The sequence below is a fragment of the Rhodanobacter denitrificans genome, from assembly GCF_003335105.1.
GTDB lineage: Bacteria > Pseudomonadota > Gammaproteobacteria > Xanthomonadales > Rhodanobacteraceae > Rhodanobacter > Rhodanobacter denitrificans_A.
This window is the reverse complement of sequence record NZ_QFWQ01000010.1, coordinates 67,975-89,445: the sequence shown is the minus strand read 5'-3', so window position 1 is coordinate 89,445 and position 21,471 is coordinate 67,975. Positions and strand designations below refer to the sequence as shown.

Sequence of the window (21,471 nt, the reverse complement as noted above, 5' to 3'; positions counted from 1 at the left end):
GCCGTGCCTGCCCTGGGGAAAGGTCCGCACCGGCCCATGACGCCACCGGCATCGGCGGACCCGCCATGCCAATCGCACGATCATCACGGAACGGGGAAGAACCATGACAGACACGATCGACCTGCTGGAAGCCATCGGCAGCGATGCCGCGTTGCGCCACGCCACGGCAGGGGACCTGGCGAACGTGCTCGAGGGGGCCCAGGCGTCAGCCGCGCTCATCTCGGCGGTGGCCAGCGGCGACAGCGCGATGCTGGCGGCGGAGTTCGGGAACAAGGTGAACCTGGCCACCGAGTCCATCCAGAGCCCCGCGCACGAGGAGGAAGAGGAAGAAGACGGCGAAGACCCGGCACCCGACGACCGTCCGCTGTCCTTGTCCTAGACGAAACCGGCATGCCCGTGCTGTCCAGCCGCATCCGCATGTGGCCTGCGATGGCGGCCATGGCGTGGTGCGCGCTGGCGCATGCCGGCAATCCCCCCACTCCCGTCACGGATCCGAAGCAGGCGCTCGACCGGATCGAGCGCCTGCGTACCACCGACCACCCGCGGTTCGCACAGATGCTGGCGGAGTTCCATCGCGAGGTGCCCCGACTGAGCGCCTCCGAACAATGGCATCTGCGTTACCTCGATGCCTGGGAGGCCAGCTACGAAGGCTACGCCGCCAGCGCCGAAAGCCAGCTGCGCGAGGTCATCGGCCGCTCGGGCGATGCCGCCCTGTCCACCAAGGCATCGGCCCTGCTGCTGAGCAACCTGGGATTCAGCCGGCGCTACGAGGAAGCTTACCGGCTGGCCAACCAGCTCACGGCCGCGTTGCCCGCGGTCAAGGATCCGCAGGCCCGTTTCATCCTGCTGGAAAACCTCTCGCAGATGCTGAACTACGCCGGCCAGACCGACCTCGCCGTCAACTACGCACGCATGATGGAGAGCGTCGTTCCGCCCGACGGCAGCCTGTGTCGTCCCCGCTACCTGCAGGTCGCGGCACTGTACAACGGCAAGCGGCTAACGACCGCCAGCGCGGAGTTGCAACAGGCCATCGATACCTGCACGGCAGCCGGGGAGCCAATCATCACCCATGCCCTGGAACTGGCGCTGGACAGCCTCTACCTGGACCAGGAGCAGCCCGGCAAGGCGCTGGCCCTGCTCGACCGCATCGCCCCCGCCATCGAGGCCAGCCGCTACTACCTGCACATGCTGTCGGCCCAGGCCAAGCGGGCGATGGCCTACGCGAAGCTGGGCCGCGACGCCGAGGCGCGCACGGCGGCACTCGCCGCCGTGGCGATGGGCCATCCCGGGGACATCAACGAATGGCTGAAGGATGCCTACGAGGTGCTCTACCAGGTCGAGAAGAAACAGGGCCATGCCGCCGCCGCGCTGGATTACCACGAGCACTACGCGGCCCAGGACAAGGGTTACCTCAACGACGTCGGCGCGCGCACACTCGCGTACCGGACGGTGCAGCAGCAGGTGCTGACCCGGCAGATGGAAGCGGAAGAGCTGGGCCGGCAGAACGCCGTGCTGCGCATGCATCAGGCGCTGGCCGGCAAGACGGTGGAAACCGGCCGGCTGTATATCGCGCTGCTGCTGATGGCGCTCGCCTCCATCGCGCTGTGGCTGTTCCGGCTCAAGCGCTCGCAGCTCCGCTTCAAGCGTCTGTCGCACTACGACGGTCTCACCGGCATCTACAACCACCAGCACTTCATCGGCGAAGCCGAGCGCACCCTGCGCCTTTCCGAGAAGCATGCCCGCCACGCCTGCCTGGCTTCGATCGACCTGGACCACTTCAAGCAGGTCAACGACACCCATGGCCACGTCATGGGCGACACCGTGCTGAAGCATGCCGTCGGCATCTGCCAGCAGCACCTGCGCCCCGCCGACCTGTTCGGCCGGCTGGGTGGTGAGGAATTCGGCATCCTGCTGCGCGAGTGTTCCCGCGATCAGGGGCTGGAGATCGCCGACCGCATCCGCGTTGCCATTGAAACGGCACCGATCGAAAAAGATGGGCGCGACATATGGATTTCCGCCAGCGTCGGCCTGGCTTTCACCGACACCTGCGGCTATGGGCTGCAACGGCTCTGCAAGGAAGCGGACGCCGCGCTGTACCGCGCCAAGCGTACCGGGCGCAACCGCGTCATCGCCGACGCCGGAAACGGCAGCCTGGCCGAAGCCTGAAATCCCAGGCCGACCCGGAGCCGGATTTCGAGTACCGTCCGCGACCGGCAAAACCTCGTGCCGCGACAAGATGTGCGGCAAGCGCCGGCATGCTCGGCGACGCCTTCGGTATCTGCCTTCAGACCGTCAGCCGATACGCAGCTTGCTCAGGAACAGGCCGCGTTCGCGATCCTCGACGCGGCAACCCTCGCGCCCTTCCATCATCCAGGCCCACACGATATGCGTGCCGTCTGCATCCTGGGTGTCCACGCGCACGTGCTCGCCGTTCGGAACCGGAAACCGGGTCGCCAGTATCATGGTTTGCTCATCCATGGAGATCAGCTGCGCCGGCTTGCTGATGACGGAGCCCGCCGTCCATCCGGAGCTGACGTGGATCTGCACTTCCTGCGGCGCGTGGCTGCTGCGGTTGTCCAGCTTCCAGCCGTCGACTTTCTGCAGCAGTGCATCCAGGTTCGGATCACTCCAGTCGACCGGGCCCACCGAAACGCTCGAGCGTGACTTGTTGTGGCCCATGTGGCTGACCTCCCGCCGGATGGATGCGAATGGACATGCAGGCACGACCCCGCAGCCAACATAGCAGAACTCCCGCCCGGCGGCTGCGCCATGCAAAAAGGGGACGGGCCCAGCACCCATGCCACCTGCCCACGGCAATCAACCTGAACTCCGGGGTCGTGGTGGCATCCGCCCCGGCACTTCTGGCGTATAACTCGACTGACCCCAGCCAGAGGAATCACGCCCATGAGCGCCCTGTTGAAATTCGCCGCCCTCGCCCTCGTCGGCACCGCCACCCTCGCCTCGCCGGCGTTTGCGGCGCTGAAGGAAGGCAGCCAGGCCCCCGATTTTTCCGCGCCGGCCTATCTCGCCGGCCAGCCCTTCACGTTCAAGCTCGCCGACGCCCTGAAGAAGGGACCCGTGGTGGTGTACTTCTTCCCTGCCGCGCACACCTCGGGCTGCAACCTGGAGGCGCACCTGTTCTCGGAGGCCATCGACCAGTTCAAGGCACAGCACGCCACCGTGATCGGCGTCACCGCCGGCAATACCTCGGAGCTGGCGGCTTTCTCGAAGGAAACCGAGCATTGCGGCGGCAAGTTCCCGGTCGCCGCCGACGAAGGCGCGAAGATCGCCAAGGAATACGACGCACTGCTGTTGATGAGGCCCGGCTGGTCGGACCGCACGTCCTACGTGATCGCCCCGTCGGGGAAGATCGTGCACGTCTACTCGAACCTGAACCCGAAGCAGCACGTGCAAGAGACGTTGGGGGCGGTGAAGGCGCTCGAGAAATAAGACGAACTTGCCTTGCCCATGGCGACTTTCCCGACATGCTGACGGGCCGGTTTTGCCGGCCCGTCAGTGCAACCAGTCCCGGAAATCAGCCTTCCAGCAGCGGCTTGCGCGGCAGTTTTTCCTCGCGCATGGCGGCGTGGTAGACGAAGGACGCGACGATCGCCGCCGCCTGCTTCAGGTCCTCCGGCTCGGCGTGGTCCCAGGTATCCAGGTCGCTGTGGTGGACGTTGCTGGAATAGTCCAGCCGGTCCTGGATGAACTGGAATCCCGGCAGGCCGACGCGATCGAAGGAAACGTGGTCGGTGCTGCCGGTATTGCGGGTGGCGACGGTGGTGGCGCCGACGTCGTGGAACGGCTCCAGCCAGGCCTGGAAGATCGGCATCGCCGCCAGGTTTTCCTGGGCATGGATGCCGCGGAAGCGGCCCGAGCCGTTGTCCATGTTGAAGTAGGCCGAGAAGCGGTCGTAATCGCGCTTCTTCTGCAATGCGCCGGTCGATTCGCGCAGCGACGCGGGCAACGCCTTCTGCCTGGGATCGGCGGGTTCCGGATGGGCGGCGAAATGCGTGGCCACGTACGCCTGCGAACCGATCAGGCCCTGCTCCTCCCCGCTCCACAGCGCCACGCGGATGGTGCGCCTGGGCTTGGCGCCCACCGCCTTGAGGATGCGCATGGCTTCCATCATCACGGCCACGCCGGCGGCATTGTCGGCCGCGCCGGTACCGGCGTGCCAGGAGTCCATGTGCGCGCCCAGCATGACGATCTCGCCGGCCTTGCTGCCGCTGCCCGGGATCTCGGCCAGGGTGTTGTAGCCGGGCTGGTCGGCCTCGTCGGTGAAACGCGCTTTCACGTTCACCCGCAACTTAACCGCCTGCTTGCGCTCGACCGCACGCACCAGCTGGTTGTAGTGCTCGGCCGCCATCGCCAGTTCGGGCACGCCCACCGGCTCCCCGGCCTTGCGCGAGCCGCCGCCGGTGACTCGGATGATGCCGTTGTCCCAGCCGCTGATGCCGAGCGTGGCCAGCGCGCCCTCGGCGACGAAGAACTCGTTGGTGGCGCGGGCCAGCTCCTGGCGCTCGGTGTATTGCTTGATCCGCCTGGCGCGATCCTTGTCGGCGTCCCTGGGCACGGCGAATGCCTGCAGTTCGGCCAGGCCGGCCTCGTCGTGGCGATGCGAATCAGCCTCGACGCCACGCTTGTACGGGCGCGCTTCGTTCAACAGCAGGATCTTGCCTGCCAGCTTGCCCTTGTACTGTTCCAGGTCGGCGAGCTTCTTGATGCTGACTGCCATCACCTCGCCCTCGACCGGACCGTCGGTGCCGGGCGTCCATGCCTTGGGCAATGCATGCAACGGCAGCGTGCGCGGGCTGAGCATTTCCACGCTGGCGCTGCTGAATTCCCAGCCGCGGCCGAAATCGTCGAAGGCCTCGTCGTGGACGTTGGCCAGGCCCCAGTCGTTGAACTTTCCGCGGGTCCAGGCATTGGCCTGGCCCATCTGCGGGGAATTGGTCAGACGCGGGCCGATGCTCTCGGTCAGATGGCTGAAAATGTCCATGACCTGCGAACGATGGAAAGCCTCCTGGCGGATGCGGCTGACCATGTCCAGGTCCACCGGCTCCTGGGCCGCGGCGATGCCGCTGAGACCCAGACACAACACCAACATGCAACGCTTGATCACGGTTTCCCCCTGGCTTGACTGGACGCAAGAATTTTCGAATCTAGCGCCCCGCACCCCCGCGCTCATGGGCCTTTAGTCATGTTGCAGACGCCAGTCCACTGCGCGTACCGGCCCTGAGGAAGCATCGATATTTCCTCAAGTGGAACCCGGCCCCGATTGCAAGCGAAGCGTGTTCGAGGCCACCGCAAGGCGTCGTGCGTGAATCCGTCGCCCTGGCGCCGACGGCAGGGGCAAACGCGATGAGCGCCGATCGGCACCGGAGCCGGGGTCAGGGATTCCGGTTTCGCCGGCTTGCCGTTTGTCTCACGCCAGGGCCGGGCGATCGAGTGCGCCGCGGTCCCACTGGGCCAGGTCGGCGGCGCAGGCATAAGTGCTGTCGATGAAGGCACGGATCATGTCATCGGGCGCATCGGCCTGCCGCACCGCTTCGTAGGGCAGGATGAACTCGCTGAGCTGACGATGGTAATAGGCAGCCTGCGGTTGCACGCGCGCCTCCTTCAGCCCCGGCGGTTCGGGCACTGCATACGCGTAGAACGCGGGTTCCGGCAACGCTCCGCTGCCGGGCCAGAAGCCATGGCTGATGACCTCGTGCGAATACGCGTCGCGCTCGAACGCCGGCCCTTCGCGCGGCGGCGCGCGGCGACCGGAGAAACGCGTTGCCGCCAGGTCGAAACTGCCCCAGAAGAAGTTGACCGGGCTGCACTTGCCGACGAACGCGCACTGCGAGGCGGTGAACACCCGGTCGACCTGCACGAGGATGCGCCACAGGCGGTTGGCGTACCCGGGATCATACGTGTGGTGTTGCGTGTCCAGGTCGAGCCGGACCGGCTCGGCAACCTCGACGGCCACGGGCCATATCTCCACCGGCAGGCGCATCGCGCGCAGCGTGGCCATCAATTCACGGTAGAAATCGGCGACGCTGCGCGGCGCCAGGGCCAGCGTCCGCGTTTCGCCATCCGAGGCGCGGACGGCCAGCTGGTGGTCGATGAAGTCGAACTCGATGGTGAAGGAACGGGCACCGTGCGGCAGCGGGCGCGTCGCCAGTCCGCGCGACGTGACATGCAGCGCCACCGACCAGCAATGATTGAGCGGCGGCGCCTGCGCCAGCGCGATCTTGCCGACCACCTGCAACCACATGTGCAGGGTCGCGTAGGTGTCCTTCCAGGCCTCGCAAGGCAGCGCGGGCCAACGGGTTTCGACGGTCGTCGCCATGTTCGCCACCCCATCGTTTGCGGTTGCGCCCGTCCACGATACCCGATCGACGCCGGGCCGGCGGCCCTGTCGCCCTTCCCGATAGGCAGTCGGGGAACTCGCTGCCGCCGGTCGCATGTCGCTGATGCTGCCGAAGAAGGCGCTTGCGGCGAAAAGCAGCGATGCGGGACGCGCGCGCCCTGACTTTGCCCGCCCCAGTCGGCTTCCGGTAACCTGCCGGCATGGCCTCGACCCAACAGCACGGCGCTCCCGAGATCTCGCGTGCCTCCATGGTGGTCGCGGCGCTGTCGACGGTGGTGGAGTGGTACGACTTCACGCTCTACCTGTATTTCGCCACGGTGCTGGCGCGGGTGTTCTTCGGCGGCGGCAACGGCTCGCTGCTGGCCACGCTCGCCGGATTTGCCATTGCCTACGGCATGCGGCCGCTGGGTGCGATGGTGTTCGGCCACATCGGAGATCGCATCGGGCGGCAGCGCACGCTGGTGCTGTCGATGATGCTGATGACGCTGGCGATGCTGGCGACCGCGCTGCTGCCCGACTACGCCACGATCGGCCCGGCCGCAGGCGGACTCCTGCTTCTGTTGCGCTGCTTCATGGCGTTCTCGGTCGGCGGCGAATACACGGGCGTGGTCGCCTACCTGCTGGAAGGGGCGCGCGCGGACCGGCGCGGCCTGATCACCTCGCTGGCATCCGCCGCCAGCGAGGTCGGCGCGCTGTTGGCCGTGGCGATCGCCGCCCTGGTGGTCGGCGCAATGAGCACTGTCCATCTCGACACCTGGGGCTGGCGCATTCCGTTCCTGGCCGGCGCGGTGCTGGCCGGCGGCGTCTGGATCGCCCGCTCCACCATGGACGAATCGCCGGATTTCCTGCGCCAGCTGAAGCAGCACAGCGTGCCCGAATCGCCGCTTCGCCACGTGCTGGCCCAGCATCGGCCCGCGCTGCTGCGGACCTTCGCCATCTCGGCGCTGGGCTCGATCACCTATTACGTCGGCATCACCTATGTGCCCGCCTTCCTCAGCTCGTCGGGCAGCCTCGCCGAAGGCCGTTCGCTCTGGCTGGCGACCCTTGCCGCGGTAGCGGTCATCCTGGTCACGCCACTGGCGGGCGCGCTCTCCGACCGGGTCGGGCGCAAGCCGGTACTGATCGGACTGGGCATCGCCGGCATGCTGCTGCCGCTGTCGATGTTCGGCCTGATGGCCGGTGGCGGCGAACTGCGCGTCGCCGCTGGCGCGATCGTGCTGGCCTGCCTCGCGGGCGGCGTGAGTGCGGTGGGCGCCCCGGCGACCGCCGAGCAGTTTCCCGGCGAAGGCCGGCTCAGCGGCCTGGCCCTGGGCGTGACGGTGGCCACGGTGATCTTCGGCGGCCTGACGCCCTTCCTCGCCGAGCTGTTCGTCCGGTTGACCGGATGGACCGCCCTGCCCGGCGCGATGATCGCCGCGGTCGCCCTGGCCGTGTTGCCGGTGCTCCTGACCATGCCGGAGACGCGCCCGGGCGTGGCCAGACAGGGCACGGCGGCCATCAGCCGAGGGGGTTTCACCGCCCCGGGGCATCGCGACTGACCGTCCGCTTTCACCCGGGCTTGCGCGCGACGATGACCTGGCTGATCGGCATGAACTGGTCGAGCTGCTGTTTGAGCTGCTGCCCCTGCGGCATCTCCAGCAGCGCGCGCCAGGCCGCGGTCCAGTGATCCAGCACCGGGTGGGCGGGATCGTACAGCTCGACCTTGCAGGCCCAGAACAGGGCCCACCAGATCGACCAGAAGAATCCGTACGAGGTGTGCTCCACCACGACCAGGCCGGCGTCGCCCACCATCTGCGCAAATTCGTCGCCGCCGATGACGCGCAGTGGGCCACCGGGCTGCCCGCGGTACTCGGGCGGCAATACGCGATCCTGCAGATCCTCCTGCAACGCGCCCGGCACGCTCAGCAGGTACAGCGCACCCTCGGCACCGATGCGGAACAACTCGGCGAGGACCTGCCGCGAATCGTCCAAATGCTGCAGCACTTCGGTGCAGATCACTCGCGTGGCCATGCCATCCTCCAGCGGCAGCGGATTCGCATCGGAGACCAGGCCGGTGTGTGCGCGCGTGCCCGTCGCGGCCAGCCGGGCCCGCACCTCGTGGACCAGCTGCGCCTCGCGGTCGATCGCGACGACCCGCGCGCCGTGGCGCGCGCAGAACATGCTGTTGACCCCGGCGCCGCAGCCGACGTCGACCACCACGTCGTCCGCGCCGATCGGGACGCCGCGGAACAGCTCCCCGCTGTCTTCCCGGTACCAGCCGCTGAGCCTGGCATCGTCCAGGCCCACCGCCGAGGCACCGCGCGGCTCGTCGCCGCCAGCCGGCGATACCGGTAGCGGCGGATCGCGGCCGTCCGGCGCGGAAGGCGCGCCGGCGGATGGCTCAACCTGGCGAGTCATGCTCGACCTCCCGACAGACGGCGGCGGCACCCGCCGCCCCGTGAAATGGCAACGATGCACGCGCGGGCGGCACCCGCCCTTCAGGCGCATGCTGCCGGACTCACTTGCGCGCGGCGATGATCTCGCTCAGGTAGTCGGGCGTGCCCGCCACCCGCACCAGGTGCGGGTACTGCAGGCCATCGTGGTAATCCACCGCCACCGTGCGGTAGCCGCCCTGGAACTTCAGCAGCAGCTTGATCGGCGCCTTGTCCGTCCTGGCCGCGGTGATCGCGCTCTTCAGCGCGTCGTCGCTGTAGTCCTGGCCGTTCACCGCGACGAGGGTGGCGCCGGTGCTGACGCCGGCCTTGAACGCCGGCCCGTTCCAGCGCACGTCGTTGATCTGGCCACCTTTGGCCATGGTCAGGCCGATCGACCAGGCGTAGTTGTACAAGTGGCGCGGCGATTCGGGACGGCTGTTGTACTGCTTCTCGTAGGCGCTCTCCTGGTCGGTATAGACCAGCTTCCAGCCGGTGCCTTCGAGGCCCTCGCCCAGCGGCGGGTTCAGCGTGTCGACGCGCGCGCGCAGGAAACCCGCCCAGTCGTACTTCGCCACGCCGTCCAGCGCCGCCACCACGTCGTCGAAGGTGTAGGTGCGGGTGACGTAGCTGCCGTTGTCGACGCCGAAGAACGCGCGGGCGAAATCGTCCAGCGACTTGCTGTCGTGCGTCAGCGTGCGGATCTTCGCGTCCACCGACAGCCACATCATCTGCCCCGCGCTGTAGTACTCCTCGCTCATCTGCCAGCTGCGGTACGGCAGGCCCGAGCGGCGGGCGACGGTGGGGTCGTTGGTGGTGTCCTCGATCGTGCGCCAGCCGAAACCGCCGCGGTTGCGCTCGTAGTTGGCCGCCACCATCGCCAGCGCGTCGCGGAACTCCTGCGGCGACCACAGGCCCGAGCGCGCGGTGAGCACGAAGCCCCAGTACTGCGTCTGGCCCTCGTACACCCACAGCAGCGAATCGCCCATCGGCACGTTGAAGTTGGGCGTCCACAGGTCGGCCGGGCGGCGGAACTTGCCGTTCCACGAATGGGTGTACTCGTGCGCCAGCAGGTCGCGGCCGGGCGCGGCCTCGCTCCAGGCGGTGAAGTAGTCCGCGCCGAGGCCGTCCTCGCTGGACTGGTGATGTTCCGTGCCGTTGCCGCCCAGCTGGTCGGACAGCGAGAACAGGAAATCGTAGTGATCGTAATGGTGCGAACCGAACAGCGTGGTCGCCTGCACCACCAGCGCGCGATGCGCCTGCAGCTGCCCGGGCGTCATCTCCAGATACTTCGGCGCGTCGGCGACGATGTCCATATGCACCGGCGCACCGCCGGACGGCGTGAGGTCGACGCGCTTGAAGTACTGGCCGGCGTAGACCGGCGAATCGACCAGGTTGTTGAACGTCACCGGCTTGAAGGTGACGGTATCGCCCGACTGCGAGGCCGGCTCCAGTGCGCTGCCGAGCCGCCAGCCATGCGGCAGCGTCAGGCTGGGCGCGAAGGTGATGCCGCGGGTGTAATGGCCGGCCGGATACAGCGCCACCTTGCTCCATTCCATGTCCATCATGCGGTCGGTGATCTCGAACCCGCCGTCGCGCGGCGACAGGTACTGGAACTCCGCGTCGATGCTGGCGACGCCCGCGGGCACGTCGAGATGGAACGCGTACACGTCGTACTTGTCGCGCATCCATGCCAGCGGCTTGCCGTTGGCGCTCAACCGGAGGCCGGCGAGCATCGCGATCGGGCCGGTCGGCGAGTGGTCGCCGGGAATCCACTGCGGATAGAGCAGCGTCAGCGCGCCGGCCTTGACCGGGATCGACTCGCGCACGCGAAAGATGCCCTGCGCGTTATCGCTGGCATCGACATGGAGCGCCACCGTGCCGGGATACGGCGTGTCCTGCGGCGGCGGCACCTCAGCCGTCCGCATCTGCTGCGCCCCCGCGGCACCAGCGGCAAGCGCCAGCAATACGGCAAGGGCGAGACGTGAAAACCGGCGATGCACGGCCGCCGGCAACGCAGCGGAAGAGGCACGAAGCATGTTGGACCCCAGTGGCTTGGATGAAGAGGCTGCCAACTTATCACCGCCGGCCCTTGATGCAACCGGATGGCATCACCCGCTCGCCGGCGGCTGACCGGGCTACGACTCGTTCAGCGCCACCGCGGCGCGGAACAGCGCCTTCAACGCCTTTTCGTCGATGGTGTCGCCTTCATGGATATCGATGGCGCGCCGGGTATGGCCTTCGAGGCTGGCATTGAATAGACCGGCAGGGTCGTCCAGCGAGGCGCCCTTGGCGAAGGTCAGCTTCACGGCGTTCTTGTAGGTCTCGCCGGTGCAGATCATTCCGGCGCGGTACCACACCGGCACCCCGCGCCACTTCCACTCCTCCACCACCTCGGGAACAGCCTGCCTGACCAGCGCGCGGATGCGGGCAAGCGTCGCGCCCCGCCAGTCGCCCAGCTCCGCGATCCTCGCATCGATCAGCCGAGAGGGCGTGTCGCCCGCGATGGCTTCTTTCGAGCCGATCTCCCCGTTCTTCATGGTGACTGTCCCTCGCTTCATGGTGGTCATCGCCCGCCGGACAAACTCAGTGCCGTTCCTGCACGCGCAGCAGGTTGCCCGCGGGATCGCGCACGGCGCAGTCGCGAACGCCGTACGGCTGCCGGGTCGGCTCCTCGACGATCTCGGCGCCGCTGGCCTGGATCCGCTCAAAGGCCGCGTCGAGGTCGCGGGTCGCCAGCAGCATGATGGCGTAGGTGCCCTTGGCCATCATCCCGGCGATGGTGCGCTTCTCGTCGTCGTTCACGCCGGGGCTGGCGGCCGGCGGGTACAGCACGATGGAGGTGCCAGGCTGGTCGGGCGGCCCCATCGTGATCCAGCGCAAGCCGTTGTAGCCGACGTCGTTGCGCACCTCGAAGCCGAGGATGTCGCGATAGAACGCCAGCGAGGCATCCGGATCGGTCTGCGGAAGAAAACTCGCGTGAATGGAGATGTCCATGACGGCTTTGCTCGCGGTGGAAGGAGCCGTCATGCTAAGTCCGGCTCGGTGGCAGGCGCTTCTCTATTCCTGACCGGTTTGGTCACCTGCCGCGCCACGCAGGACGGCATGCCAGCCGTGGCCTGCGCCGCGTCGCGCCGGTAGACGCTGGGCGGCACCCCGACCAGCTCGGCGAAACGCGTGCTGAAGGTGCCCAGCGACGCGCAGCCCACGGCGAAGCAGACTTCGGTGACGCTGAGGTCACCACGACGCAGCAGCGCCATCGCGCGCTCGATGCGCCGCGTCATCAGATACGAATAAGGCGACTCGCCGAAGGCGAGCTTGAACTGGCGGCTGAGGTGACCGCCCGACATGTGCACGCCGCGGGCGAGCGCGTCGACGTCCAGCGGTTGCGCATACTCCCGGTCGATCCGATCGCGCACGCGGCGCAGCCGGGCGAGGTCGCGCAGGTCCTGCGCTGCCGCGGGTCGGCTGTTCATTGCCGGGATCGTCCCGTGCGGGGATTCGCCAGCGCCCGCTCGATGGCTTGCTGCGCGAGCGGCGCCATGATCGCGTAACCCTCCGGCGTCGGGTGTACGCCGTCGCTGGCAAGGCGGAAATCCATGCCGCCCTGCGCGTTGGCCAGCGCGCCGTAGTAGTCGAGGTAGGTGGCGCCACGCGACGACGCATAAGCCTTGATCCACGCGTTGAGCGCGCGGACCTTGTCGGCCGGCTGCAGGCCCGGATGCCAGGGATAGTCGCTGACCGGCAGCACGGAGGCGAGGATGACCCGGATGTGGTTGGCCTGCGCCAGTTCCGTCATGGAGCGGAAGTTGTCCTCGATCATCGGCAACGTGGCGAGGCCGGTATTGCCCGCGATGTCGTTGGTGCCGGCGAGCACGACCACCGCCGCGGGACGGAGCGCGATCACGTCCTGCCGGAAACGCAGCAGCATCTGCGCCGTCGTCTGCCCCGAGATGCCGCGGTTGACGTACGGCTTGCCGGGGAAAAAGCGGGTGCCCTCGGCACGCCCCCACGCGTCGGTGATGGAGTCGCCAAAGAACACCACGCGCGCCGCGCCGGGCGCAGGCGCCGGCAGCTGCGCATTGTCGTCGCGGTAGCGGGCCAGTTGCGGCCAGTCCAGCAATTGCTGCTGCATGGACGCGGCCTGTTCGGCGGTGAGCGACGCCGGCGGCATGGTGTAGAGCGGGTTGATGGCGACGGGCACCGCCGAGGTGGAGGCCGCGGCCTGGCCGGTGGCATACAGCGGGCTGGCCACGCCGGCGAAAAGCACGAAGGCAGCGATAAGGACCGATGGAAACGTCATGCCCGGATCTCCATGCAAGACTTGCAGAGCCAACTAGAGAACAGGATACCCCGAAGGAAATATCGGCAACCCGATCGGGGAAGTGCACAGATCAGGCGCGCCACCGATGCGCCCGATCCGGCGATGGGGCTTCCCGCATCCCACACATCGGCCGTCACCCGCTATGCTCGACGGACACGGCGCGGGGGCGCCGATCATCGGGGAATCGACACATGACGACACGATCCAGGGGACCGTTGGCTGGCTTCGGCTGGCTGACGCAGGGCATCAGCGTGGGTTACCGCCATCCCAGGCCAATGCTCGGAGGGGCAGCCTTCATGGTGCTGGCATGCCTGCTGCCATCGCTGGTCACGCTTCCCATGCAATTCCACTCGGTCAGCACGGGCGCACCGCTGAGCCCGGCAACCTTCGGCGGGATCATGGTGGTCTCCCTGCTGATCGGCCTGCTGGTCGTGCCGCTCTACGCGGGCTATCTGCAGGTGGTCGATGCGGCCGAGCGCGGGCTGCCGGTCCGCGCACGCGACGTCTTCAAGCCCTATCGGCAAGGGGAAGCATTGCGCCTGATCGGCTATGGGCTGGCGATGATCGTGGTCTATGTCGCCTTGTTCGGCATCGTCATCGCGGCAACCGGACGCGGCATCGGCAGGTGGTACGCGCAAGCACTGGCCGCGCAGGCCAGCCACCAGCCGCCGCCGACGGCGTTGCCCGACGGCTTCGGGATCACCGTGGCGCTGTTGATGCTGGCCGGCCTTTTCATGATGGGCTTCTATGCGATCAGCCTTGGCCAGGTCGCGCTGCGCGGCCGCAGCGTGTTCGGCGCGATCGGCGACGGCCTGGTCGGCGCGCTGAAAAACCTGCTGCCGCTGCTCGTATTTGCACTGAGCGCCATCCTTGTCTGGATCGTGGTGGCCATCGCCCTGGCGATCGCGGTCCTCGTGCTCACCCTGCTCGCCAAGCTCATCAGCCCATGGCTGGTATTCGTGGTGATCGTCCCGTTTTATATCGCCCTGTTCCTGGCGATGTTCTCGGTGATGTTCGGGGTGATGTACCACCTGTGGCGCGACGTGTGCGACGACGACATCACGAGCGACATGGCTCCGGCAATCGCCGCCTGACCTGCGCCATCCGTTCCCGTGCGAAGGCGGCTGCGGCCGCCTTCGTCATTTGGGGCGGAAATACATTGCCCCGGAGGCGCCCCGGTTTCTGTCGCCATCCCGGCCAATGGCATTACCGACACCTTTTCGGCCGCCCGCCAATTGCCACATCCGGTCCGCGGCCTGCCGCATCTCCGGCCCGCGCGCGGCCCCGCCTGCCTTCCTAATAGGCTCCAACCAACGGCTCGCAGGCGGCAACCGCCCCGGGCCCATGGAAGGTCACGCTCCGGGACCCGCAACGGGACGGCGCGCATCAATGGAAGCCATGCAGCAAGGGGGCGGCATCAAGATGGACACGTCGAGCAGGCTCGGCAATGCAGCGACACGCGTACTCAATCGCAAGACCCTGGTCCTGGCGATCCTCGCGCTGGGCGGTTACGGGCTGTACCGCCATCCACCGATCGAAACCGTCGGCCCGCAGCAGGTCGGCATCCGGTCGAACGCGTGGACCGGCTCGGTGAGCGAGGTGGGCGAAGGCCCCTGCCTGGTGATTCCCGGCATCCACAGCCTGCGCCGGTTTCCGCTGGTGGATCAGGTCTACCGCCCCACCCGCAGCGCCAAGGCGGACGGCCCGGCGCCCTTCCAGTCGTCCGAGGGCCTGTCCATCGGCGTCGAGCTGGCGATCCGCTATGCGATCGACGCGCGGAGCCTGCCCAGGGTCGCGAAGGTGCTGCCCGACGACGTCGGCCGCGACATGGTCGAGCCACTGGTGCAGGGCGTGATCTACAAGGTGTTCACCCGCTACACCGTGCGCGAGATCTTCTCGACCAGGCGCCAGGAAATCCAGACGCTGATCGAGAGCGAGCTCAAGCCGATGCTGGCGACCGACGGCATCGTGCTGCGCAACGTGATGATGGGCAACGTCGATCTGCCGCCGGATTACCGCGAGGGCATGAACAAGGTGCTGGCCACCGAGCTGGAGAACCAGCAGATGCAATACACCCTGCAGCTGAAGGAGAAGAAGGTGCAGGAGTCGAGGCTGCAGGCCGAGGCCGAAAAGGCCCAGCGCGACACCGCTGCCGAGGCGGCGGCCGACGAGCAGATCATCGCAGCCAAGGGGCAGGAAGAGGCGATGAAGCACGTGCTGCCGTTCAAGCGCAAGCAGATCGAGCAGCGCGAGCTGGAAGCGGAAGCCCAGAGCGCCGCCCTGATCCGCAACGCGAAGGGTACCGCCGAAGCGCGCCGCATCGAAGCCACCGGCGAGGCCGACTCGCGCCGCAAGCTCGCCGATGCCGACGCCTACCGGCTGGAAGCGCTGGGCAAGGTCAACAGCGAACAGCTCGCGCGCGACGGCGCCCTGATCGACAAGCACCCGCTGCTGATCCAGAAGACCCTGGCCGACAAGCTGTCCGACAAGATCTCGGTGATCGTGGCGCCGCCGCCCGCCGCGGGCGGATTCATCGGCCAGGCCCTGATCGACGCTGCGCATCAGGCGCCGGCAGCAAGCAATGATTCCGGGAGCGCGCCATGAAGGCCCGGGCATGGATGGCCCTGCTGCTGGGCATCAGCATGGGCCTGGCGCATGCCGCCGAGCCGGCACCGACGCCCGCGAACCCGCTGGCCATCGTCACCCTGGACGGCACCGCGTTGCGGGCGCAGGCGCGCCACTCGGCGACACCGCAGGCGGTGCTGTGGCAGGGCGAGACCCTGGAGGTGCGCGGGCGCACGCTGGACTACCTGCAGGTCTACGACCATCGCATCGAGCGTGCCGGCTTCGTGCGCGCCAGCCGGGTACGCATCGTCTCGATGCAGCCAAACGATGCGCCCGAGTTGCTGGCCGTGGTGCGCTTCCTGCGCGACATGCCGGGCAGCGAGGCGCTGGGCATCGCGTATGCGGCGGCCTACCTGAAGGCGGCGCCGGGCAAGGCCATCGACGCCGAGCCGTTCGACGCGCTCGGCGTGATGGCCGGGCGCCTGGCCCGGCGCGCATCCACGAACCGCAGCAAGGCGCTGGAGCAGGCGCTGTCCGGGCAACTGGAAGTGGTGGCGGACTACGGCGTCGCGATCCATAGCATCGCCCGCGACGGCAGCGTGCGGCTGTGCTACGACGGCGACGCCTTCCGCCGCGCCGTGGCGCTGAACGCCAGCGCGACGCAGAAGGCCACCGCCGCGCTGGCCCTGACCGATCCGGCCTGCGTCGATCCGGGCCTGACGCCGGTGCAGCTAGCCGCATTCGACACCTGGCGCGCCGAACTGCTCGACCGCGTGCCGCGCGAGGGCGTGCCCCGCTACGTGCAGAATCGCCTGCACATGCGCGTGGCATCGGTATGGTCGGCGATCGCCTTCGAGCGCACGCGCAGCCAGCAACCGGCGCAGCAGGCCGCCTCGCGCGCCATCGATGAACTGGCAGCGGTCGACACCCGTGCGCTGGTCGAAAGCGACCGCGACGACTACAACGACGCGGCGGTGCGCGTGGGCGCTTCGCGCTGGGCAGCCGAGCCGGCGTTCAAGACGCCGCAGGGCCTGCACATCGTCACCGCGGCTGGCCACCCCGGCGAGACCTGCATCGCGCTGCTGGACCGCAAGCACGACGCGAAGTCGCCACTGGCGCAACGCTGCACCTACGGCGCGGTCTGGGCGGGCTCGGCGCGCGCCAATGCGGGCGGCACCGCGCTGGCCCTGGCCGTGCAGCCCATGACCAGCTGGCGCGAGCTGTGGCTGTTCCACGTGGTCGGCAAGCAGTGGGTGATCGACGTGCTGCCGCCGGCCGACGACGATCCGCAGCTGGGCTACATCGAATTCGCCGGCTGGGTGCCCGGCGACCGCCTGATGCTGGCGGCGCGCGAAGCCCGGGTCAACGGCCGCTTCATCCACCGCTTCGAGATCCTGGACATGGCGTCCCTCGCCACCACCCGCCAGGCCGACAAGCCTTCCTCGCTGAGCCAGTTCTACCGCTACCAGGATGCGATCTGGCGCGGGCAGACGGTGAGCCTGCGGGACTGAGGAAAACCGGGGGCAGAGTGGAGTTTCCCCTCTGAACGACGGTCTACGCCGTGCGCCGGCGCCGTCCCACGAACGCGCCGATCAGCAATACGCCGAAACCGAACATGCCGAGCGCGGCTGGTTCGGGCGTGTTGACGGCGATGTCAAGCGTGAAGCTCTGGTCCGCCCCGGTCCCCCAGGTCCATACGAAGGTGCCGGGCGTCACGCCGAGACTGGCGAAGCTTGCGTTGAAATAGGTTGAGGTGCCGAACAGCGCGTCCCCGGAAACATAGCCGGAGGGCACCCAAAGGTTCCTGACACCGTAATACGAGGGAGAGCCGAAGATTCCAACCGTGTCACCGGTATTGACGTTGGGAGCCACCACGTTGCCGCTCCCAAAACTTGTGGGCCCCGCGAAGCCGGTGTAGGTGTCAAGAGCCACACTCGTTTGCGGCCCAGTCATCACAAACCCGGAGGATGGCCACAGGGTGGCTCCTCCCGTGACCGTTCCGTATTCAAACGTGAGGCCGGTCAGGTCGATGGCCCCGCTTCCGGTGGTGACTACATTCGTTCCTTGCTGAACGAGCTTGACGACGTACGGCGTGGCGTTGGCGGCCCCGGGCGTCAGCAGCACGGCGGCCAACGATGCCGCTAGTCCAAACGGCATCAACCGCTTCAAAAAAAGAGTGGAGAGCTTGCTCATTGAATTTCTCCTGCGAGTGGTTGCTCATTCCGGCCTGTTCATTCCCGGCCAGCGACAACGGGCACTTTTTATGCCATCCAATGAGTTGCCAATTATTCAACAGGTTGCGGTTTCCACAATTTCCCGGGCACGCGAAAGTTGTAAAGAATTTCGACGGAAAACGGGACGGTATTTCTGGATGACGACGACTGTCGCCACTGGCTCGACTTGCTGGGCGAGAGCGCCGCGAAGCATGGCCTGGGAATCCACGTCTGCGTTCTGATGGGCAACCACGTGCATCCGGTTGGCCTTGGTGTCGGGCGGCTGAGTTCGGAGCTCGGCATGCCGAGCAGACAACTCGGCGTTCCGGGTCCACCCGCTCGAAACGACGAGCTTTTTGCCCGGCGCCGGAATCGACCTCCGAGGTCGGCGCACGGGCGATGCAGGCGCGGCCTCGGCGTGGCTGTATCGACCGGCGAACCACACCCGAGCCGCCCACCCGCGCTCAGTCGTGCGTCTTGCGGCCCCTGGGCACGGTGAGAACGATCGAGACGATCGCCGCCACCACCATCAGCACGTTGAAACCCAGTGCCACGAAGGCGGCTTCGCGCACCGCCAGGTTGTCCTGGCGGCCGGCGAAGGTGATCACGCCCTCCAGCCAGCGCACGCTGTTGCTGTCGCCTGCCAGCGCGGTGAATACGGCGGCGGAGATCGCCACGCCGAAGGCGGCGCCCAGCGACGAGGCCATCTTGTAGATGCCCGAGCCCGAACCGCCCTGCGCCGCCGGCAGGTTGGACAGCGCCGCATCGGTGGACGGCGTGGCGTAAAACGCCAGGCCCAGGCCGAACAGCGAGTAGCCGATCACCGCCAGCACCTTGTACTGCCCGAGCAGCAATTGCGTGGGCATCAGCAGCGCGATCGCCACTCCGGTGATCAGGCAGCCCCAGATCATCGGCTTGCGCGGGCCGAAGCGCTGCAGCAACTTCTCGCCCACGCGGATGAAGGCGATGATCGCGATCGCATAGCCCAGCGTCAGCATGCCCGCCTGCTGCGCATTCATGCCGCCGCCCAGCTGCACCAGCTGCAGCGAAACGATCAGCGTGCCGGCGGTGGCGTTGATCAGGAAGTTGGAAATCGTGGCGCCGGTGTAGGTCGGGTTGCCGAACAGCCGGAAATCGAAGAACGCATTGGCCGAGCGCCGCTCGATCAGCACGAACAGCAGGCCGAATACCAGCGTCGCAGCGATCAGCCCGAGCACCGACGGGCTGCTCCAGCCCAGCGTGTTGCCCTGGGTCACCAACACCTGCAGCGCCAGCATCGCCACCATGAAGGCCAGCACCCCGGGCAGGTCGAACTTGTAGTCGCCGTGGGTCTCGGCCTTGTTCTCGGGCGTGCCGCGCATCAGCCACAGGCCGAGCGCACTGACCGCGATCGCCAGCCAGAAGATCGAGCGCCAGCCCAAATTTTGCGACATCAAGCCGCCGACCAGCGAGCACAGCCCGCCGCCGCCCCACGAACCGATCGACCATAGCGACACCGCGCGCTGGCGCGCGGCGCCATCCCAGTACGCCTTCACCAGCGCCAGGCTGGCCGGCATCACGCAGGCCGCCGACAAACCCTGCAGCGCGCGCCCCGCGAGCAGCACCGGCGCGGCCATCGCGCCGGTGGGCGTGATCGCCACCAGCAGCGAGCCGGCGATGCTCAGGTAGAAACCGATGCGGGTGATCCGCAACCGCCCGACCCGGTCGGCCAGCCCGCCCATGACCACGATGAAGATGCCCGAGAACAGCGAGGTCAGCGCCACCGCAATGTTCATGGTGGCGGCACCGATGCCAAGGTCGCGCTGCATGTCCGGCGCGATGTTGAGCGTGGTCTGGGCGAACAGCCAGAACGCGACCACGCCCATGATGATGCCGAACAGCAGGCGGTCGTTGCCCTGGAAGGGCGTGGATGGCTGACCGGGCGCGGCGACGGTGTTCATGCGACCTCCTCGGGGTTCAAGCCATCTTCGACGACCGCAGCAAAGGGGCCCGGCTCACTTCTCGATAGCCCCGAATGAGAGCCCCGTAGTCGTTCCCGGCGCCGTTCCGTGACCTCGCTGATTTTGTGCGTCCTGCGTGATCAGGAAGTGAACCTACCGCTGTCTTGGGGCAAGGACGAACTGCCGGGCATCCGCATGAACAAGAGCAAGCGCCGGACGACGTCACGTTCCAGGCCATGATCGAAAAGCCCAGGGTCGCCCTGCCCGACTGCGCCGGCGCGGCCGGCCACGGTGATCCGGCATCCAGCCGGGGGAACGTTTAATTCCCTCTGTCCCCATATGTCCCGGACAATACGCGGCACGATCGGAGACGACCCGAACCTGGACATGGCGAACGGAGCGCGAGCTGCGCCCGGCTCACTCCCGCACCGAGTCCACCACGCCCTGCACCAGCCGGTTCACCGCGATGGCGGTGGTCAGCTGGTCGTACGCGCCAGCGGTGGTGACGATGGCAAGGTCCAGCGCCGGCAGCACGAACAGGCGTTGCCCGCCATTGCCAAACGCGGCATGCCAGGTGACCGGCTGCCCGTGCCACCGCACGCTGCCGCTCCACCACTGTGAGCCGTAGCGAAAATCGCTCACGCCCGTCGCCAGGTGCGGCTGCATCGAACGATCGATCCATGTCGCGGGCGCGAGTTGGCGCCCGTCCCATTGCCCATGCGCGAGCACCAGTTGCCCTATCTTCAGCAGGTCGCGTGGGCGCATGCGCAGTCCGTTGAAGGCCATGGGCCGACCGTGCAGGTCCTCGATCCAAGCCCAGTGCGTGATCGCCATGGGCGCGAACAGGCGCTGGCGCGCATACGCATCGAGCGGCATGCCCGCGCCCCGCGTGATCAGGTCGGCCAGCACCGCGGTGCCGCCACCGTTGTAGTTGAACGCCGTACCGGGCGCATGGATGACCCGGCGGGAAAACACGTAGCCCGGCACGTCGCGCCTCCAGAACAGGCGCAGTTCGTCGTCCCGTCCGGGCTCGCCCTCGCGCCAGTCGAGACCGCTGCTCATGTCGAGCAGGTCCTGTATGCGGATGGCACGCGATTCGGGCGAGGCGGTGCGTTCCAGGGCGGGGTACGAGGCCAGCACGCGGGCCGACGGATCCGGCACGCGCCCCTCGCGGAGAGCGATGCCATAGAGCAGGCTGGTGATGCTTTTCCCCACTGACCGCACGTCGTGCAGCTGCTGCGGTCCGAAGCCTTGCCTGATCGAGACCAGCGCATACACCGAATGGTCCATGCCGCCCTGATAGGACTCGCTGACCAGCCGCCCGTGGCGCTCCACCAGCACAGCGTGGACGTCGAGCGGCTTATCCAGCACGCCCCCGACGGCCTGCTCCAACGCGCGCGCGTCGAGCCCTTCGGCCACGGGGGAGGACACGGTCCATCCATCCTGCAGTGCAACCGGGGCGGGTCCCTGGCGCGGCCCCACGGGCCGGAACCATGCCCACCACGCACTCGCCAGCGCCGCCAGCAGCAACACCACGAGCCCCACCCGACGGAGGCGACCTTCCTTGATCATGAATCCCGCTCAAGCAAGCCCTCGGCGGGGCGATGGGCCATTCTTCCAGACGGAGGCCTCGGCGCATATGAGTAAAAAGGTGTCACCA

Annotated in this window: 19 protein-coding genes; 7 read left to right on the top strand and 12 right to left on the bottom strand. The window is 67.7% G+C overall.

Annotation, left to right across the window (positions count from 1 at the left end):
- Nucleotides 1–103: 103 nt before the first annotated feature.
- Both DEO45_RS15355 and DEO45_RS15350 read left to right on the top strand, forming a co-directional pair.
- Nucleotides 104–379, top strand: coding sequence for a hypothetical protein (locus DEO45_RS15355; RefSeq protein WP_114345419.1), 276 nt, complete (start codon nt 104–106; stop codon nt 377–379).
- A gap of 11 nt (nt 380–390) precedes the next feature.
- Nucleotides 391–2,166 carry a GGDEF domain-containing protein gene (locus DEO45_RS15350; RefSeq protein ID WP_223250901.1) on the top strand — a complete coding sequence of 592 codons (1,776 nt, stop codon included), beginning with the start codon at nt 391–393 and terminating at the stop codon, nt 2,164–2,166.
- Between the two features lie 126 nt (nt 2,167–2,292).
- Here the strand turns inward: DEO45_RS15350 and DEO45_RS15345 are convergent, their stop codons facing one another.
- Nucleotides 2,293–2,799, bottom strand: coding sequence for a hypothetical protein (locus tag DEO45_RS15345; RefSeq protein WP_223250900.1), 507 nt, complete (start codon nt 2,797–2,799; stop codon nt 2,293–2,295).
- Between the two features lie 105 nt (nt 2,800–2,904).
- Here DEO45_RS15345 and DEO45_RS15340 point away from each other — a divergent pair, with 105 nt between their 5' ends.
- The gene (locus tag DEO45_RS15340; protein ID WP_114345415.1) at nt 2,905–3,450 is read left to right on the top strand and encodes a peroxiredoxin; all 546 of its coding nucleotides are present in this window, start codon (nt 2,905–2,907) and stop codon (nt 3,448–3,450) included.
- An 85-nt stretch (nt 3,451–3,535) separates the two neighbouring features.
- Here the strand turns inward: DEO45_RS15340 and DEO45_RS15335 are convergent, their stop codons facing one another.
- Together DEO45_RS15335 and DEO45_RS15330 are read right to left on the bottom strand one after the other, a co-directional pair.
- The gene (locus tag DEO45_RS15335; RefSeq protein WP_114345413.1) at nt 3,536–5,110 is read right to left on the bottom strand and encodes a M20/M25/M40 family metallo-hydrolase; all 1,575 of its coding nucleotides are present in this window, start codon (nt 5,108–5,110) and stop codon (nt 3,536–3,538) included.
- A gap of 318 nt (nt 5,111–5,428) precedes the next feature.
- Nucleotides 5,429–6,337 (bottom strand): DUF5996 family protein, encoded by a 909-nt coding sequence (locus DEO45_RS15330; RefSeq protein WP_114345492.1) that lies wholly within the window; start codon nt 6,335–6,337, stop codon nt 5,429–5,431.
- Nucleotides 6,338–6,558: 221 nt separating this feature from the next.
- Here DEO45_RS15330 and DEO45_RS15325 point away from each other — a divergent pair, with 221 nt between their 5' ends.
- Nucleotides 6,559–7,896 carry an MFS transporter gene (locus tag DEO45_RS15325; RefSeq protein WP_223250899.1) on the top strand — a complete coding sequence of 446 codons (1,338 nt, stop codon included), beginning with the start codon at nt 6,559–6,561 and terminating at the stop codon, nt 7,894–7,896.
- 10 nt (nt 7,897–7,906) lie between these two features.
- Here DEO45_RS15325 and DEO45_RS15320 read toward each other — a convergent pair whose 3' ends face one another.
- The 6 genes from DEO45_RS15320 to DEO45_RS15295 form a co-directional block, all read right to left on the bottom strand.
- Nucleotides 7,907–8,755, bottom strand: coding sequence for a class I SAM-dependent methyltransferase (locus DEO45_RS15320; protein WP_114345411.1), 849 nt, complete (start codon nt 8,753–8,755; stop codon nt 7,907–7,909).
- 100 nt (nt 8,756–8,855) lie between these two features.
- The gene (locus tag DEO45_RS15315) at nt 8,856–10,808 is read right to left on the bottom strand and encodes a M61 family metallopeptidase (RefSeq protein WP_114345409.1); all 1,953 of its coding nucleotides are present in this window, start codon (nt 10,806–10,808) and stop codon (nt 8,856–8,858) included.
- Between the two features lie 99 nt (nt 10,809–10,907).
- Nucleotides 10,908–11,309 (bottom strand): DUF1801 domain-containing protein, encoded by a 402-nt coding sequence (locus DEO45_RS15310; protein WP_223250904.1) that lies wholly within the window; start codon nt 11,307–11,309, stop codon nt 10,908–10,910.
- 46 nt (nt 11,310–11,355) lie between these two features.
- Nucleotides 11,356–11,766: a VOC family protein gene (locus DEO45_RS15305; RefSeq protein ID WP_114345407.1), complete on the bottom strand. Its 411-nt coding sequence runs from the start codon at nt 11,764–11,766 to the stop codon at nt 11,356–11,358.
- A 29-nt stretch (nt 11,767–11,795) separates the two neighbouring features.
- Nucleotides 11,796–12,245 (bottom strand): helix-turn-helix transcriptional regulator, encoded by a 450-nt coding sequence (locus tag DEO45_RS15300; RefSeq protein WP_114345405.1) that lies wholly within the window; start codon nt 12,243–12,245, stop codon nt 11,796–11,798.
- On the bottom strand, nt 12,242–13,072 hold the full coding sequence (locus DEO45_RS15295) for an SGNH/GDSL hydrolase family protein (RefSeq protein ID WP_114345403.1): 831 nt from the start codon (nt 13,070–13,072) through the stop codon (nt 12,242–12,244). Before DEO45_RS15295 ends, DEO45_RS15300 begins: the two co-directional genes overlap by 4 nt.
- 212 nt (nt 13,073–13,284) lie before the next feature.
- Between DEO45_RS15295 and DEO45_RS15290 the strand changes: the two genes are divergently transcribed.
- From DEO45_RS15290 to DEO45_RS15280, 3 genes are all read left to right on the top strand, one after another.
- Nucleotides 13,285–14,187 (top strand): hypothetical protein, encoded by a 903-nt coding sequence (locus DEO45_RS15290; RefSeq protein ID WP_147269708.1) that lies wholly within the window; start codon nt 13,285–13,287, stop codon nt 14,185–14,187.
- Nucleotides 14,188–14,491: 304 nt separating this feature from the next.
- Nucleotides 14,492–15,697 (top strand): SPFH domain-containing protein, encoded by a 1,206-nt coding sequence (locus DEO45_RS15285; RefSeq protein ID WP_223250898.1) that lies wholly within the window; start codon nt 14,492–14,494, stop codon nt 15,695–15,697.
- A complete protein-coding gene (locus DEO45_RS15280) occupies nt 15,694–17,169 on the top strand; it encodes a hypothetical protein (protein ID WP_223250897.1) in 1,476 nt (491 codons plus the stop codon). Before DEO45_RS15285 ends, DEO45_RS15280 begins: the two co-directional genes overlap by 4 nt.
- A gap of 43 nt (nt 17,170–17,212) precedes the next feature.
- Here the strand turns inward: DEO45_RS15280 and DEO45_RS15275 are convergent, their stop codons facing one another.
- The 3 genes from DEO45_RS15275 to DEO45_RS15260 form a co-directional block, all read right to left on the bottom strand.
- Entirely contained in the window at nt 17,213–17,851 is a 639-nt protein-coding gene (locus tag DEO45_RS15275; protein ID WP_114345398.1) for a PEP-CTERM sorting domain-containing protein, read from the bottom strand.
- Nucleotides 17,852–18,335: 484 nt separating this feature from the next.
- Nucleotides 18,336–19,811: an MFS transporter gene (locus tag DEO45_RS15265; protein WP_114345396.1), complete on the bottom strand. Its 1,476-nt coding sequence runs from the start codon at nt 19,809–19,811 to the stop codon at nt 18,336–18,338.
- A gap of 417 nt (nt 19,812–20,228) precedes the next feature.
- Nucleotides 20,229–21,383: a serine hydrolase domain-containing protein gene (locus DEO45_RS15260; RefSeq protein WP_114345394.1), complete on the bottom strand. Its 1,155-nt coding sequence runs from the start codon at nt 21,381–21,383 to the stop codon at nt 20,229–20,231.
- Nucleotides 21,384–21,471 lie beyond the last annotated feature (88 nt).